Genomic DNA, 15,561 nt, shown 5'->3' with positions numbered 1-15,561 from the left:
CTTATTGTATTTTTCGGCGTATCTTGTTACAAACTTATTTATGAAAAAGTATATATCCAGACTGGCAATCTGTATTGGAGTTGTGATGGGTTGTTTGCTGGTATCGATGACCCCATTTAAAAAGACAAAATCTGTCCTGGTGTTTTTTGAAACCAAGGGGTATTACCATGAGTCAATACCAACTGGTGTAGCGGCCATTCAATTATTGGGGCAGCAGCATAATTTCACAGTTGATACATCAAGAACATCAGATCCATTTACAGATGATCAGTTGGCAAAATATGATGCAGTAATTTTTTTAAGCACAACGCAGGATGTATTGAATGAGGAAGAACAGGCAGCATTTCAACGTTTTATAAAAAAAGGGAAAGGTTTTGTAGGTATACATGCAGCCACTGATACTGAATACAAATGGCCCTGGTATAATCAATTAGTAGGTGCTTATTTTAAAAGTCATCCAAAACAGCAAGATGCAGTATTGCATATTGTGAACAAGAAACATAGTGCTACCAAACATCTTCCAGATACCTGGAAACGCTGGGATGAATGGTATAATTTTAAAGATATCCAACCAGGTTTAAAAGTTCTGATCACACTGGATGAAACAAGTTATACCGGAGGTGAAAACGGAACCAATCACCCAATTAGCTGGTACCATTCTTTTGATGGTGGAAGGGCTTTTTATACAGGATTAGGTCATACACATGAATCCTATGCAGATCCTTTATTCCTGCAACATCTGTTGGGCGGAATAACTTATGCAATGGGTAAATAACGGGGAGAATATTTACGGTAAATTGAAGAAATCGATTTCGCTATTGTATTTCAGTTTGGTAGCGGCAGACCATTCATAAATACTGGCCAATCTTTTCCATTCACCTTCAACCTTTTCATAAATCCAGAAAGTACCTTCTTTCGAGAAAATATTACTTTTTCCGAGATAGAAAAAGCAGAGTGTGTTATTTCGTAAGAAGAACGGCACGCTGAAATGTTGTATCTCCATGCATATCTTCTGCTGCGGCTTTAATTTGCTATTGTCTGTTTTACTAAGCAGTGGATCAATATTTTCCAGGGGAATCATGTAGGCAAAGGGAAACATTTTTGGTGGCCAGCTCATTTTTTTGATGGCATCCAGTTGTGTTACAATATACCTTCTTTCTTCCAGCGTAAACCTGGTTTTTCTTTTTACATAAGTAGCCTGATCGGGATCCCACTCTTTATATACTTTATCAGATAAGAAAGTCTCCTTTACTTTATTGATAATATTCGAATCAACCTTATTAGAATAGAAGAAAGTATCACATTCCTGGTAAGTAAATGGACGGTCATTAAACCAATTGCTATAAATATCCCTGATTAAGGAGGCAGACGATGAGCTTTCCTGTGCAGCAATCTGCTGGAAAACGGTCAGCAATAACAAAACGAGATATGTTTTTTTCAGCAATTTCATGAATAGGATTACGAATCCTTAAAGATATCCATGATTTCTATACGAAATACCGATCAGTATTAGAAGGTTATTAGACCAATGCCTGTAAAATATCTGCCAAAATATCCTCTTTATGCTCAAGACCCACTGAAATCCGGATCAGTCCTGGCGTGATATTCACTGCCTGTCTTTCCTCTTCCGTAAGCTTGGCATGGGTTGTACTGGCAGGGTGGGAGGCAATACTGCGGGTATCTCCAAGGTTGGCGGTTAAGGATAGTATCTGAAGCTTGTCCAGAAAACGGCGACCTGCTTCTATGCCACCTTTTAGCTCAAAACAAACAATGCCCCCGCCATTTTCCATTTGTTTTTGGGCAATAGCGTATTGGGGATGACTCTTGAGAAAAGGGTATTTTAACCAGCTAAGAGAAGGGTGGTTTTCCAATGCAGTTGCAATATGCAAGGCATTGGAAGCATGTCTTTCCATACGAACATCCAGTGTTTCAAGGCTTTTACTCAAAACCCAGGCATTAAAAGGAGAGAGCGCAGGACCGGTACTTCTGCAAAAAAGGTAGATATCTTTAATCAATTCTTTTTTACCTACAACCACGCCGCCCAATACACGACCCTGACCATCAATCCATTTGGTAGCGGAATGAACAACCAGATCGGCACCGAATTCAATAGGACGTTGATTAACCGGCGTAGCAAAACAGTTGTCTACATTCAGTATAATGCCATGCTTCTTAGCCAGTTTGCCAATCATATCAAGATCAAGCAGATCCAGTCCGGGGTTGGTTGGCGTTTCCAGATAAATCATCCTGGTATTAGGTTTTATGGCCGCTTCCCATTCATCGGCGGTAGCCGAGGCTGCAACATAAGTATGCTCAATACCATATTTAGGAAGGTATTTTGAAATGACTGTATGGGTACTGCCGAAAATCGAATTGCAGGAGAGCAGGTGATCGCCTTGCTTCATCAAGGCCATAAATGAACCGAAAACAGCGCTCATGCCCGAAGCTGTTGCATAACCGGCTTCAGCTCCTTCTAACACACAAATTCTGTCAACAAATTCCTGTACACTTGGATTAGAGAACCGACTGTAAATATTGTCATCAGTTTCATCTGCAAATGCGGCTCGCATAGATTCAGCATCTTCAAAACAAAAACTACTGGTCAGAAACAGGGGAGAAGCATGTTCCATTTCATTGGTTCTTTCGATCTGTGTTCTGATGGCATTGGTAATTTTATGGGGCATGTTGACTATTTAAAATGGTATTAAATGGAATGATTGGGATATTTGTCAAGATTTTTACAAATGTAATTCACTCCTGCCCTTATTTTGCTGTTGAATGAGTAATAATCAATTGAAATACTTTGATAGTAAAGAGCCCTTTATTTTAGAATCCGGCTCTACATTACCTGCGCTTACTATAGCTTACCATACTTATGGCACATGGAAAGGTAATGCCTCGAAAGTTGTATGGGTTTGTCATGCCTTAACCGCAAGTGCCGATTGTGCCGATTGGTGGAAGGGCTTAATTGGAGAAGGCTATTTGATTAATCCGGATGAATATTTCATTGTTTGTGCCAATATACTCGGCTCCTGTTATGGAACAACTGGTCCGGTGAGCATTAATCCGGAAACCTCGGCTCCTTACTATGCCAGTTTTCCGCAGGTAACTATCCGTGATATGGTGAATGCGCATACTTTGTTAAGGCAGCACCTTTCAATTGATACGATCCACTTACTGATTGGCGGGAGCATGGGCGGATACCAGGCATTAGAATGGGCACTGATGGAACCAACCGTAATTGAAAAAATGTTTTTAATTGCTACTTCTCCATCTGAGAGTGCCTGGGGAGTTGCAGTGCATACAGCACAGCGACTTGCCATTGAAGCCGATTATACCTGGAAAAATGCGGATGAAAAAGCAGGAGCTGCCGGGTTAAAAGCAGCCCGTGCCATAGGCATGCTTACCTATCGGAATTATGGAATATTTCAGGAAGCACAAACCGATCCCGATCCTGAAAAAATTGATGGATTCCGGGCATCTTCATATATCAATTACCAGGGCGAAAAACTGGTGAAACGATTCAATGCATATTCATACTGGCTGCTGACCAAAGCGATGGACAGCCACCACCTCGCCCGCAAGCGGGGAGGCGATTTAATAGAAGCCTTACATCGTATTAAGCAACCTGTATTAATTATTGGTATCGATAGTGATATACTTTGTCCGGTAGACGAACAAAGATTTATGAAGCAGCACCTTCCCAATGCTACACTTGTAGAAATTGGATCAACTTATGGCCATGATGGATTTATTATTGAAACCCAGCAAATTACTGCTCATTTGGGCCCATGGTTACATAAGCAGAAAACTCCCGAATAAGCAGTAATTTTGTATAAACAGGTAGTTATGGGCATTTTCAGACAACTCGCAGAATACCTCTACATCAAAAAGAAAGATCCGAACCAGGAACGTACCCAATGGATGAAATACATGCATGGGATGAACCGGATCTCACTACTAATGTTTATTGCAGCAGTATGTATCATTATTTTTAAACTGGTAATACTCCCTCTTTTCCGATAATACATCCCTTTTTTTATAAATTCAAGGATGAAATCTGGAGCTGTGATACTACTGCTTGCATCCTGCTTATACGGAGTATTATCCAATGCTCAGGTAGCAGATACCATTCCGTGGCAATCTAAGCAAACCCTCAATTGGACAGATTATAAGGGATTACCTGATGATCAATCTCATTTTACTGCACTCACACATGCTGAAATTAAATACAAAGTTACTGTTTATAAAACCCTTGCTAGATTTGAGTTTGTTACTTTGTTCATGAAGAAAAGTTCCTGGACAAAAACCAAGCGAGACGCTGTATTACTTGAACATGAACAGATTCATTTCAATATTGCAGAATTACACAAGCGAAAGATGATGGAGATATTGAGTACAGAAAAGTTCTCTTATAATGGGTTTGAAGCAACGATAAAAAGTATTGGTGACTCAATTAATTTGTTACGACATCGTATGGATAATGCGTTTGATGCAGAGGTTGCAAATATGCAGGATAATATACTGGTAAATAAATGGAAGAAAGAAATCGGGGAAGCATTGGACAAGCTTCGTTTATACGACCGCAACAATATATTTATCTCCTTTAAATAATTATTTTATTAAAAGAAGGAGAAGGGGTACTGTACGCGGCAGCTCTTTACTTCATTTTAGCGTTGGATAGAACACGGATTATCATGATTATTATGATTTGTCAAGATAGATCTTGAAAATCATGATAATCTGTGTTCTATTAATAGCAGAAAGCTTTAATGTCCGTCAATCAAAGCTCGCAGCTAGAGCTTAGTCAGTAGACTCCCTTAAGAAGCTAGCAGCCAAATCTCCCGAGCGGCTAGTTGAGAAGCATTACCTCCTTCCGACAAAACCTGCCATAAAGCATCATAGTCTGATAATATTTTTTGACGGTATTGATCGTCATTAAGGATAAGCGACAATTCAGTCACCAGGTTTTCAGTATTTAATTCATGTTGAATCAATTCTTTTACCACAAGTTTATCCATAATGAGGTTTACCAGGGAAATATATTTTATACTGATTAGTCGTTTAGCAATCTGGTAACTGATATTACTTCCTTTATAACAAACAACTTCGGGTACTTTTAGTAAAGCTGTTTCAAGTGTTGCCGTTCCGCTGGTAACAAGAGCGGCTTTTGATTTTAATAACAGATCATAAGTTTGATTGCTAATACTGCTAACATTTGGAGCTGTTGAAAGGAAGGGCTGGTAAAAATGGTCGTCTAACCCCGGTGCTTTAGCTACCACAAATTCGTAGTCAGGAAAATGACTGGCTACACTGAGCATGATGGGCAGTTTTTTAGCTATTTCCTGTTTGCGACTTCCCGGAAGTAAAGCAATAATATTTTTGTGTTGATTTGGATCGCTAATTTTTTCTGCATCCTTTGTTTTCTGTTCAATTACTTCTACCAGTGGATGTCCGACATATTCAACATCCCAGTTCCATTTGTTTTTATAGTAATTTTTTTCAAAAGGAAGTATACAAAGCATTTTGTCGATGCATTGTTTCATTTGTTTAACCCTGTTTTCTTTCCAGGCCCAAACTTGCGGCGAAATATAGTAGGCAATTTTAAATCCTTCTTGTTTTGCCCATGATGCAATGCGAAGGTTAAAGCCGGGGTAATCAATTAGTACCAATACATCAGGTTGCCACTGCTTAATATCGGTCTTGCAAAATTTGATATTGCGTATGATAGTTGGCAGGTTCATTACTACTTCGCTAAAACCCATAAAAGCCAGGTCCCGGTAATGTTTAACAAGCGTGCCTCCTGCATTTTGCATAAGGTCGCCACCCCAACAGCGGATTTCTGCCGAAGGGTCTTGTTTTTTTAAAGCCTTTATTAGGTTACTGCCATGCAAATCACCACTGGCTTCACCGGAAATGAGGTAATATTTCATTGTCAATTGTGAAATTTGAAGCGTGAATGGTGAATGGTGAATTGTGAATAAGAAGGATTAAATAGCCGCTTTACAAATTCACCATTCACCGTTGACAATTCACATATCATCCCGCAAATTACATTCCTACCTACGCATAACAGCCTTAATGGGAATTTATTTTTTATTTAACTAAAAAAATAGTTGTAAAACTAAAAAATTAGTTTTAGGTTTGTAATGAGTTTAAAATAATCCCCCATGAAGCCATTAACAAAAGCAGAAGAGCAGATAATGCATAGTATCTGGAAACTGGAAGAGGCATTTTTAAAAGATATTCTTGACCAGCAACCGGAGCCCAAACCACATTCAAATACCGTAGCCACTATATTAAAAATATTGGTAGAAAAAGGGTTTGTGGGTATAACACCGGTGGGCAGGATGCATCGTTATTATCCATTGGTATCTAAAGAAACCTATTCATCGAGTAGCATACGTAACCTGGTGGAAGGATATTTCGAGGGGTCATTCAGTGAGGCGGTTTCATTTATGGTGAAACAGAAAGATATCAGTGTACGTGAATTAGAATTGTTGTTACAGGAGATTAAAAACGCTAAAAAATAACCCTATGCTAAGTGCTGCCTATTATTTCCTGCAGGTAATACTTTGTAGTGCCATCATGATGGGGTATTACTGGATTGCATTACGCAATAAAAAGTTTCACCAGTATAACCGGTTCTACCTATTGACAGTCGCTGTTTTTTCATGGATGGTTCCACTGGTAAAAATTCAGTGGGTAACAGAATCTGCAAGCCAGCAACAAGTTTTTCGTTTTTTATCGGTAGTAGCAGATAACAATTCAGAAATAGAAGCAGCGATAGGTACGAAGGGATATCACTGGAGCCTGGAGGGCATTGTGGAAATTGTTTATTTAACGATATCTGTTTTATTATTATCGTTCATGGTTAAAGCAGTGTACCGGATTTACCAACTGCTTAAAACGCATTCCTGCAAACAGGTAGGAGATGTATTTCTTATCATCACCCAGGTTAAGGGGACGCCCTTTTCTTTTTTCCGATATATTTTCTGGAATGAAGCAATCGATATCCGAAGCGCATCGGGTAAACAGATACTTCAGCATGAATTAACACATGTGCAACAAAAACATTCTATTGATAAGTTGCTCATTCAGCTTATGCTGATACCCGGATGGTTCAATCCATTTTTCTGGCTACTCAAAAAGGAAATGGAAATGATCCATGAATTCATTGCAGATAAGAAAGCGGTTGGGGATGGCGATACGGCTGCTCTGGCGCAAATGTTGTTAACGGCTGTTTATCCAACACAACGTTTCGAGCTTACGCATCCGTTCTTTTTTTCACCCATAAAAAGGAGGTTGCAAATGTTAACCAATCATAAAAACCCAAAATTCAGTTATATCCGCAGGCTACTCATTTTACCACTTTTGGCAGTAGTTATTGTTTTATTTGCTTTCAGAAACAAAGAATACAGATCACTACATCCGATTTCAGTAAAGAATGTGCTGGAAAGTGTAATACAGGATGTCCAATCTTCACAACTAAAGGATGTATTTGTAACGGGGAATAAAATAGACGTTTATGCCCCCGTAAAATTGTCACGCACCTATCGCGTTGTAATTCATCCAGGTCATGGTGGCGATGATAAAGGGGCAAGAGGTATTAATGGTACAACAGAGGCAGTCTTAAATCTGCAATTGGCGAAAATGTTAAAGGAGAAAAACCAAAACCCCAATCTGGATATTGTACTAACAAGAAATTCAGATGCCTACCAACCAGTTGAGCAAACAGCAAAGGCAGCCAATGAATTATCTCCTGATCTGTTCCTGTCTATTCACATGAATAGCTCAGGAGCTGTCCAACAAAATGGAAAACTAAAAGGAGATGCTTCACTAAAGGGAGCGGAAATATTTGTTGCTGAAAAATCTAAAGCCTTTGATTATGAAGAGAGTTATCAATTGGCGAATTGGATCGGCAATATGTTTAAGCAGTCACAGATTACGTTTTCTGGAATCAAAAGCAGGCAAAAAGGTATTTATGTATTACAGGCAGTAAAAAGTCCTTCGATACTGGTAGAAGCGGGCTATTTAACAAATAAGGACGAAGCTTCTTTATTAGAAAACCCTGAATACCAGGAAAAAATTGCGCTTGCTTTATTGAAGGGTATTGAACAATATTTGGCGACAAATAAAACCAATCGAAAATATACTGTTACGGATGCTCCGCTTGACTCAAAAAGTATAATAGGAACACCTATAAATACGGCAATGTTAACAGGAGATAAATCGACCATATTTACGTTTGCTGGAAATGTCCAAACAATAAAGAAAGATGAGAAAGGTAATTTGCAATACATAAGTCTTGAAGGTAACCCATCTGTAAGGGTTATTGGGAACGGCCAGTCTGCAGATAGTATCTTGTATTTGCTGGATGGAGATAAAATAAGCTACCAACAATTGAATGGAATTAATTCAAACAGCATTAGTAAAATTGATGTCATCAAAGATCCGACTTCGGTAAAAATGTATACTGAGGATAATGTGAAAGGAGTGGTATTAATAACTTCAAAGAAAAGAGCAGATTTTGAAGCAGTGCGTGAAACACATGTAAATAAGGCATCTGGTGAAACTTCTACGAACACTAATATCTCAATAAATACAAATCGATCAGATAATGGGGTTATTCAAAAACAAGAACCCGTATCATTTCCTGGCGGAGAAATAGCTTGGCGGAAATACCTGGAGCGAAACCTGAATACGGCCATTCCTGTTGAAAATGGAGCTGGGAACGGGAAGTATATTGTAAAGGTTTCGTTTATTGTTGATAAGCAAGGAAAACCAAGTGAAATAAAAGTTATAGATGATCCGGGATATGGCACTGCTGCGGAAGTAGTTCGTATAATTTCAAAAGGGCCGAACTGGGTGCCTGCAAAAGTAAATGACAAACCTGTTATATCAAGGTTTGAGAAAACAGTAACTTTTGTGATTAGTGATGGAGATGAAGGGACATCAAAAGTGAAAGATGTTCAATTAGAGAAGGTTTATGCAAAACTAAAGGAGCCCCCTTATTTTCCTGGCGGAATTGCCGCATGGACAAAATACCTTGACAGAAACCTTGATAAAAATATTGTGAAACATAAAGGTGGGCCAATCGGAAAATATACTGTTCTATTAACATTTCAAGTAGATGAACAGGGAAGAATAAGTAATATAACTTCCAATGATCCAGGTTATGGTGCCAAAGAAGAAGCAGAAAGAATGTTGAAAAAGGGGCCAAATTGGAAACCTGGAATCTACGAGGGTAAACCTGTTAGGGCTGAGCACACACTAAGTATTACTTTCGTGAATGCCTGATTTTTTATAGCCACAGATTCACAGATTAGAACCGAATAATCTGTGAATCTGTGGCTATAAAAAATCCTACACAAACCACTTAAATGATAAAGCTACCAGTGCATAGATACAAGTAGCTATAAATACCCCTTTGGCTGTTTGGTCTTTCTGGCGATTAATATAGAGGGTAAAAACAATTGCATTTGCAATCAGCGACAGACTGATTATACCAGTAAGCATCGAAGGGTTTTTACGTATCAGTTGTAAAAATTCCTCAAAACTAAACAGCCTGAATTTTACCAGGTAATACACAAAGAATCCTAGCACAGGTGCCAGAAAACCCAATATCAATCCAAGCCGGAGATGATCTTTTTTAAACATCAGAATTTCCATTTGGTTTCGAGTTGCTGTTTTAGCTTATAATTTGTCAGGTCAAACTGAACAGGAACCACACTTACAAAATTATTTTTCAAGGCCCACACATCGGTATCTTTTCCTTTATCGAAATTTACAAACTCACCAGTGAGCCAATAGTATTTTTTACCATGGGGGTCCTTACGCTCATCAAACTCTTCTTCGTACTTAGCATAAGCCTGTCTGCAGATTTTGATACCCTTAATCAATTTTTCCTCTACTGCAGGAATATTTACATTGAGGCACAAGTGTTTGTCCAGACTTTTGCCTTTTAATAATTGCTGAACAATGATTCTCGCGTATTTTCCGGCAGCGCTAAAGTCTGCATCTATACTCAGGTCCAATAAACTGAATCCAATACTGGGAATACTTTCAATCGAAGCTTCCAGTGCTGCAGACATAGTACCGGAATAAATAACATTGATGGAATGATTGGCGCCATGATTGATTCCGCTCACACATAAATCGGGCTTACGATGTAGGATTTTGTCAACGGCAATTTTAACGCAGTCGACCGGAGTACCACTACAACTATAAGCTTCTATTCCATCAAAAGTATTCGACTTCTGTAATCGCAGCAGTTGCCCAATGGTAATAGCATGCCCCATTCCGCTTTGCGGTTTATCAGGTGCTACTACTACTATTTTACCTAATCCTTTAACGGCTTCTACGAGCGCCCTAATTCCCGGAGCATTAATGCCATCATCATTCGTAACGAGAATAACCGGTTCTTTCTGTTTACTTGTTTTAGACATAGATGCAAGATACAAACTGTAGGCGGTGAATGGTGAATTGTGAATTGTCAAATACTTGCTAACGCAAATCAAAATTCAAAAATCAAAAATCAAAAGTCAAAATTGTGGTTTTGGGGGCTTAGCCGTTTTTTTTGCCCAAAGAGGGAAAAAAATAAATTTGGTAAAACTAAAAAAATTAGTATTTTGCAGCTAAATCAGTTAGCTATGTCAAATGCTGGAAAGAATTTACGCTACCTCCGCAAGCTTCGTGGCTGGACACAGGAGGAGTTCGCCAATAAGCTCAATATTAAAAGGTCGCTGGTAGGGGCCTATGAAGAAGAGCGGGCGGAACCAAGACTGGAAGTGGTAAAACAAATTTGCCACATATTTAAGCTGAGTATGGAAGAATTTCTGCTCAAAGACCTTACTGCAGCCAAATCTGGAGGCTCCTACATGGAAAAACGCCGACAGCTTAAAATGGAAGCCGCGGTTGCAGAAGTAAGGTTTGTACCTGTAAAAGCTGCAGCAGGCTATCTGGCAGGTTATGCAGATCCTGAATTTGTAGATGAGCTGAATACTTTTACCTTACCCATGTTATCACCCGGACAATACAGGGCTTTTGAAATAATTGGAGACAGTATGCTACCCACACCAAGTGGAAGCGTAATCGTAGGTGAAAAAGTGGAAGACCTTGAAGATGTGAAAAACAGCAATACCTATGTTGTATTATCCAAAAATGAAGGGGTTGTCTACAAACGCATCATGAAAAATAATCGCCTCAAGAATAAAATCACCTTGATCAGCGATAATCCACAATATGAGCCCTATAATGTAAGCTCAGAAGATGTACTTGAAGTTTGGAAAGCAGTATATATACTCCAGAAAGCAAATGCAGGCCCACGTTGGGATGTAAACCAACTCGCCGGCATGGTGAATAACCTTCAGGAGCAGGTAACCACACTGAAGAAAAAATTAAATTGATAATTAAGATGAATGAAACTCCCGGTTAAACTTCAACCGGGAGTTTATTTTTCTGCCGCTGATACAATTTAATTGATCAGCAAGGTTGATCTACTATTTTTGCGATAGATGAGAAAATTAACAATATTGCTTGCCTTCATGGGCTATACTTCTATTGCCCCAACCCAAGCTCAGGAAAGATCTGTTGCCGCTTTAAAAATAAACTCAATCATCAAAATTGACGGCCGCCTGGAAGAATCAGCATGGAAAGATGCTGCAAGGGCGGACAGCTTCATACTCAACAGCCCTCAATTCGGTATTCCCGCGAGTCAAAAAACGATTGTACACGTATTATACAACGATCAGGCCATTTATATAGGCGCATATCTTTACGATGATCCCACATTGATCAGAAAACAACTTACCTCAAGAGACGGAGAACAAAGAAATGATGTAGATTATTTCAGCGTATTCCTCGATACCTATAACGACGACCAAAATGGTTTTCAATTCCTGGTAACTTCAAGAAATGTGCAATCAGACGGAAGACTACTACCCAGTCTTAACTCACAGTTTGGTCCTCCTTCCGATTATACATGGGATGCTGTTTGGGAAAGCAGGGTTCATATGCAGGAAGATGGATGGTCGGTTGAAATGAAAATACCCTATTCAGCTATTCGATTTTCTAAAAAAGACATACAAGACTGGGGTATAAATTTTCAACGCTACAGCCGCAGAAACAATGAAAGCTCCTATTGGAATAAGGTAGATCCTAACCAAAATGGTTTTGTAAATCAGTTCGGAAATATTACCGGGATAAAAAACATCGTACCACCTCTGCGACTCTCTTTTCTTCCCTATGTTACGGCAGGAACAAGGATCGTTCCCTATGCCAAAAATCCCACAAAAACAGAATTCCTGAGAAATGGTGGGATGGACCTTAAATATGGTATCAATGAAAGCTTCACCTTAGATGCCACATTGGTACCCGATTTTGGACAGGTTATTTCAGATAACGTAGTACTTAATCTATCTCCTTTTGAAGTGCAGTTTCAGGAGAATAGGCCCTTTTTTACAGAAGGTATTGAACTGTTTAATAAAGCGGGTTTGTTTTATTCAAGAAGGGTCGGTAATACACCCGGAGGGTATAACACAGTACGGAACATGGTAAACAATGATCCCAACCTGAAACTGATTTCAAACCCTGGGATCACACAACTATACAATGCTTCCAAATTTTCCGGTAGAAATAAAAAGAAACTGGGTATCGGCATTTTTAACGCACTTGCAGCACCCATGTATGCGGAAATAGAGAACAAAACGACAGGAGCCATTACACAGGTTGAAACAGAGCCTTTGACCAATTATAATATCATGGTGTTTGACCAGGCATTGGCTAACAGATCGTCCTTTACTTTTACCAATACCAATGTATGGAGAAGTGGGGGAGCAAGAAATGCAAATGTGAGCTCGGCAGATTTAAACCTGTTTGATAAAAGCAACCGGCATAATTTTAAATGGAGTGGACGATTCAGTAATATTACCGGAAAAGATCCTTATAGTGGATTTACCCATGTTTTATCCTATGCTAAAGTAAGTGGGAAACTTCAATACCTGTTTCAGAACGTTGTTGAATCAGATAAATACGATGCCAACGATCTTGGTTTTTTATTGGCACCAAATGAAGTTACTACAGTGGGAAGAATCAGTTATAACCAGTTTACACCCACTAAAAAATTCCTCAGTTACAACTACAGTTTAACGCTTACACCTACCTATCTGTATAAACCTTTTGCGTACTCCAATTTTACCATTCAGGCGAGGGCATTCTGGTTCTTTAAAAATTTCTGGGACCTGAGTATCAACTTTAACTGGCAACCCGATTGGCAAAGAGATTATTTCGATTTACGTACACCAGGCCGAATGATCCGCAAAACCCCTTATTGGTTTACCAGCGCAAGTGGAAGCAGTGATAGCAGAAAAAGATATTTTTTTAGGTTTAATCTCGGATTTGCCGAATCTCCTATTCCTAATGATCCATATTTTGCAGCTACTATCGGACAACGTTACCGGTTCAACGAGCATTTTAGTCTTGATCTTGAACTTCGACGCGATATAGACAATGGACAATTTGGTTATGCTTATCGCGATGCAGGTGGAGAGCCGATTGCAGGCAGACGAAAAATTACCAATTTCACTACATTGATTAATGGGATCTATAATTTCACACCACGAATGAATCTTACACTTCGTGGAAGACATTATTGGAGCAAAGTAATTTACCAGAGCTTTCATAACGTAACAGCCGATGGGTGGTTAACACCCAGACCATACGTAAATGGCTATGACCAGAATTTTAATGCGTTTAACCTCGATATGTTTTATACCTGGGATTTCAAATATGGCAGCAGGTTTGTAATTGGCTGGAAAAACTGGCTGGGTACCGATTTCCCGATTTCAGGTGCCTCAAACAAAAATTACCTGAATAATTTCAGACAGGTATTTCAGCAACCACATGGTAATGAAATTACCTTCAGGCTCATCTATTTCATTGATTACCTGAGTCTGCAAAAAAGAAAAAAAGAAAGTTAATCGGCCAACCTGTTATTGATACATAGCAGCAGCAAGTCTGAAAGTGTTACAATGTGCTTCAACAATGGTTAATACATTAGGCGAGTAGCCGCCACCCATTGCAACAGTTACTGGTATTTTTTTATCGCGAAGTAAGGTGAAAACAAACTCATCGCGTTCTTTGCATTCGTTGAGACTAACTTTTAATTTTCCAAACTTATCCGTTTCAAGAATATCCACACCTGATAAGTAAAATGCAAAATCAGGTTTTACTGTTTCGATTAAGTGTGGAAGATGCTTGTGCAATAAAGCTAAATATTCTTTTCCTGTAATACCATCTGCTAATGGAATATCCAGATCAGATACTTCTTTGTGAAAGGGGTAATTATGTGCCCCATGCATACTGAAAGTAAAAACCGAAGCATTGTTTTCAAAAATTTTCGCAGTGCCATTTCCCTGATGCACATCGAGATCAATGATAAGAATCTTACTGGCTCGCTTGACAAATAACAAATGATTAGCTGCAACCGCCATGTCATTTAATAAACAAAATCCTTCACCCCTGTCTCTGAATGCATGGTGCGTTCCACCCGCTACATTAAGCGCAATGCCATTGTTTAAAGCATGATAGCAACAATCGATCGTACCCTGGGTAATTATTAATTCTCTCTCTGTTAATGCAGGTGATTGTGGGAAACCAATTTTTCGTTGCTCAGAGGCAGTGAGTGTTTGTAGGAGCAGCTTATCCAGGTATTCCTTAGAATGCGTAAGTAATATTGTTTCTTCTTTACAGGGTAGGGGAGCAAAAATATTCTCTTCCGTAATGCATCCTTCATGCAATAATTGACCAGGAATAAGTTCATACTTAAGCATAGGAAACCTATGTCCTTCTGGTAAAGGGTGAGCATATATGGGGTGGTGTGCAATGTAGATCATTGAATCTTTATGATTGACTGATTCACAATGGCAAAAACATGATCCTTTTTCTTTGGTTCAACAATTGCCAAACCAGAAAAATGACTAAAAGCGGGAAGTATACAATTCCTGTCGGTAAAATAAAAACACGGAAAACGCAATGATTGTTTGCCAGCTCCTCTGATTATACATCCAGGATGAAGATGTCCTGAAAAAACAAACAAATCCTCAGTACCATCAAAATCAGCATCGTCATGAATAAAAAGGAAAGATTTCGAATGATATTGATCCACCAGATCAATCGCTGCCTCCTGGTACCACTCTTTTCGAAGGATATCGTGATTACCTTGTACGAGGATAAAAGGAAGAGATTGAAGATCATTTCTCCACTTAAGAAAGAAGTCCATTTCCCTGTTTTGCAGGCTATGGAAAAAGTCGCCAACTATTAATACTTTATCAGGTTTAAAAAAACTGATCTGGTGAAATAATCGTTGCAAATCCTGCTGATACACAGATTGAGGAACAGCAATGCCGCTTTTTCTGAAATGTCCGGTCTTGCCAAAATGCAGATCGGCAACAATCAATATTTTTTCTTCCTCCCAAAACAAAACCCTTTCTGGCGATAACCAGAAATGTTGTTCACGTAAAGTATGTAAAACAGGGGCTGTCATGAAGTTTGCAAAGATAA

The 15,561-nt window shown here is 39.0% G+C and carries 15 protein-coding genes; 8 read left to right on the top strand and 7 right to left on the bottom strand.

The window, feature by feature from the left end; translation table 11 throughout:
• Positions 1-40 precede the first annotated feature (40 nt).
• On the top strand, positions 41-775 hold the full coding sequence (locus tag ACH30E_RS15635) for a ThuA domain-containing protein (protein WP_294991937.1): 735 nt from the start codon (positions 41-43) through the stop codon (positions 773-775).
• A gap of 12 nt (positions 776-787) precedes the next feature.
• Here the strand turns inward: ACH30E_RS15635 and ACH30E_RS15630 are convergent, their stop codons facing one another.
• Complete coding sequence (locus ACH30E_RS15630) at positions 788-1,450, bottom strand: cupin domain-containing protein (RefSeq protein ID WP_294991934.1); 663 nt, start codon at positions 1,448-1,450, stop codon at positions 788-790.
• Between the two features lie 70 nt (positions 1,451-1,520).
• Entirely contained in the window at positions 1,521-2,684 is a 1,164-nt protein-coding gene (locus ACH30E_RS15625) for a trans-sulfuration enzyme family protein (RefSeq protein WP_490825592.1), read from the bottom strand.
• Between the two features lie 94 nt (positions 2,685-2,778).
• Here ACH30E_RS15625 and ACH30E_RS15620 point away from each other — a divergent pair, with 94 nt between their 5' ends.
• From ACH30E_RS15620 to ACH30E_RS15610, 3 genes are read left to right on the top strand one after another with little or no spacing between them, the layout of a single operon-like run.
• A complete protein-coding gene (locus ACH30E_RS15620; protein WP_490825591.1) occupies positions 2,779-3,822 on the top strand; it encodes a homoserine O-acetyltransferase family protein in 1,044 nt (347 codons plus the stop codon).
• 27 nt (positions 3,823-3,849) lie between these two features.
• Positions 3,850-4,026 (top strand): DUF6728 family protein, encoded by a 177-nt coding sequence (locus ACH30E_RS15615; RefSeq protein ID WP_490825590.1) that lies wholly within the window; start codon positions 3,850-3,852, stop codon positions 4,024-4,026.
• Positions 4,027-4,053: 27 nt separating this feature from the next.
• Positions 4,054-4,614: a hypothetical protein gene (locus ACH30E_RS15610; protein WP_294991923.1), complete on the top strand. Its 561-nt coding sequence runs from the start codon at positions 4,054-4,056 to the stop codon at positions 4,612-4,614.
• Between the two features lie 206 nt (positions 4,615-4,820).
• Here the strand turns inward: ACH30E_RS15610 and lpxB are convergent, their stop codons facing one another.
• Positions 4,821-5,933: a lipid-A-disaccharide synthase gene (gene lpxB, locus ACH30E_RS15605; RefSeq protein WP_490825589.1), complete on the bottom strand. Its 1,113-nt coding sequence runs from the start codon at positions 5,931-5,933 to the stop codon at positions 4,821-4,823.
• A gap of 237 nt (positions 5,934-6,170) precedes the next feature.
• On the opposite strand from lpxB, the gene ACH30E_RS15600 reads away from it, so the two are divergent.
• Both ACH30E_RS15600 and ACH30E_RS15595 read left to right on the top strand, forming a co-directional pair.
• The gene (locus ACH30E_RS15600; protein WP_294991917.1) at positions 6,171-6,533 is read left to right on the top strand and encodes a BlaI/MecI/CopY family transcriptional regulator; all 363 of its coding nucleotides are present in this window, start codon (positions 6,171-6,173) and stop codon (positions 6,531-6,533) included.
• A gap of 4 nt (positions 6,534-6,537) precedes the next feature.
• On the top strand, positions 6,538-9,300 hold the full coding sequence (locus ACH30E_RS15595; RefSeq protein WP_490825588.1) for an N-acetylmuramoyl-L-alanine amidase: 2,763 nt from the start codon (positions 6,538-6,540) through the stop codon (positions 9,298-9,300).
• Between the two features lie 66 nt (positions 9,301-9,366).
• Here the strand turns inward: ACH30E_RS15595 and ACH30E_RS15590 are convergent, their stop codons facing one another.
• Positions 9,367-9,660 (bottom strand): hypothetical protein, encoded by a 294-nt coding sequence (locus ACH30E_RS15590; protein WP_294991911.1) that lies wholly within the window; start codon positions 9,658-9,660, stop codon positions 9,367-9,369.
• A complete protein-coding gene (gene surE / locus ACH30E_RS15585; RefSeq protein WP_294991908.1) occupies positions 9,660-10,448 on the bottom strand; it encodes a 5'/3'-nucleotidase SurE in 789 nt (262 codons plus the stop codon). The genes ACH30E_RS15590 and surE overlap by 1 nt, the downstream gene beginning before the upstream one ends.
• Before the next feature lie 204 nt (positions 10,449-10,652).
• Here surE and ACH30E_RS15580 point away from each other — a divergent pair, with 204 nt between their 5' ends.
• On the top strand, positions 10,653-11,408 hold the full coding sequence (locus ACH30E_RS15580) for an XRE family transcriptional regulator (protein ID WP_294991906.1): 756 nt from the start codon (positions 10,653-10,655) through the stop codon (positions 11,406-11,408).
• A 108-nt stretch (positions 11,409-11,516) separates the two neighbouring features.
• Positions 11,517-13,979 (top strand): DUF5916 domain-containing protein, encoded by a 2,463-nt coding sequence (locus tag ACH30E_RS15575; RefSeq protein WP_490825584.1) that lies wholly within the window; start codon positions 11,517-11,519, stop codon positions 13,977-13,979.
• Between the two features lie 12 nt (positions 13,980-13,991).
• On the opposite strand, the gene ACH30E_RS15570 is transcribed toward ACH30E_RS15575, so the two are convergent.
• Together ACH30E_RS15570 and pdeM are read right to left on the bottom strand one after the other, a co-directional pair.
• On the bottom strand, positions 13,992-14,894 hold the full coding sequence (locus ACH30E_RS15570; RefSeq protein ID WP_490825583.1) for a histone deacetylase family protein: 903 nt from the start codon (positions 14,892-14,894) through the stop codon (positions 13,992-13,994).
• Positions 14,891-15,544 (bottom strand): ligase-associated DNA damage response endonuclease PdeM, encoded by a 654-nt coding sequence (gene pdeM / locus ACH30E_RS15565; protein WP_490825582.1) that lies wholly within the window; start codon positions 15,542-15,544, stop codon positions 14,891-14,893. The genes ACH30E_RS15570 and pdeM overlap by 4 nt, the downstream gene beginning before the upstream one ends.
• Positions 15,545-15,561 lie beyond the last annotated feature (17 nt).

It is taken from the genome of Sediminibacterium sp. FW305-C-61, from assembly GCF_058231065.1.
This window is presented reverse-complemented; position numbering and strand designations above follow the sequence as displayed.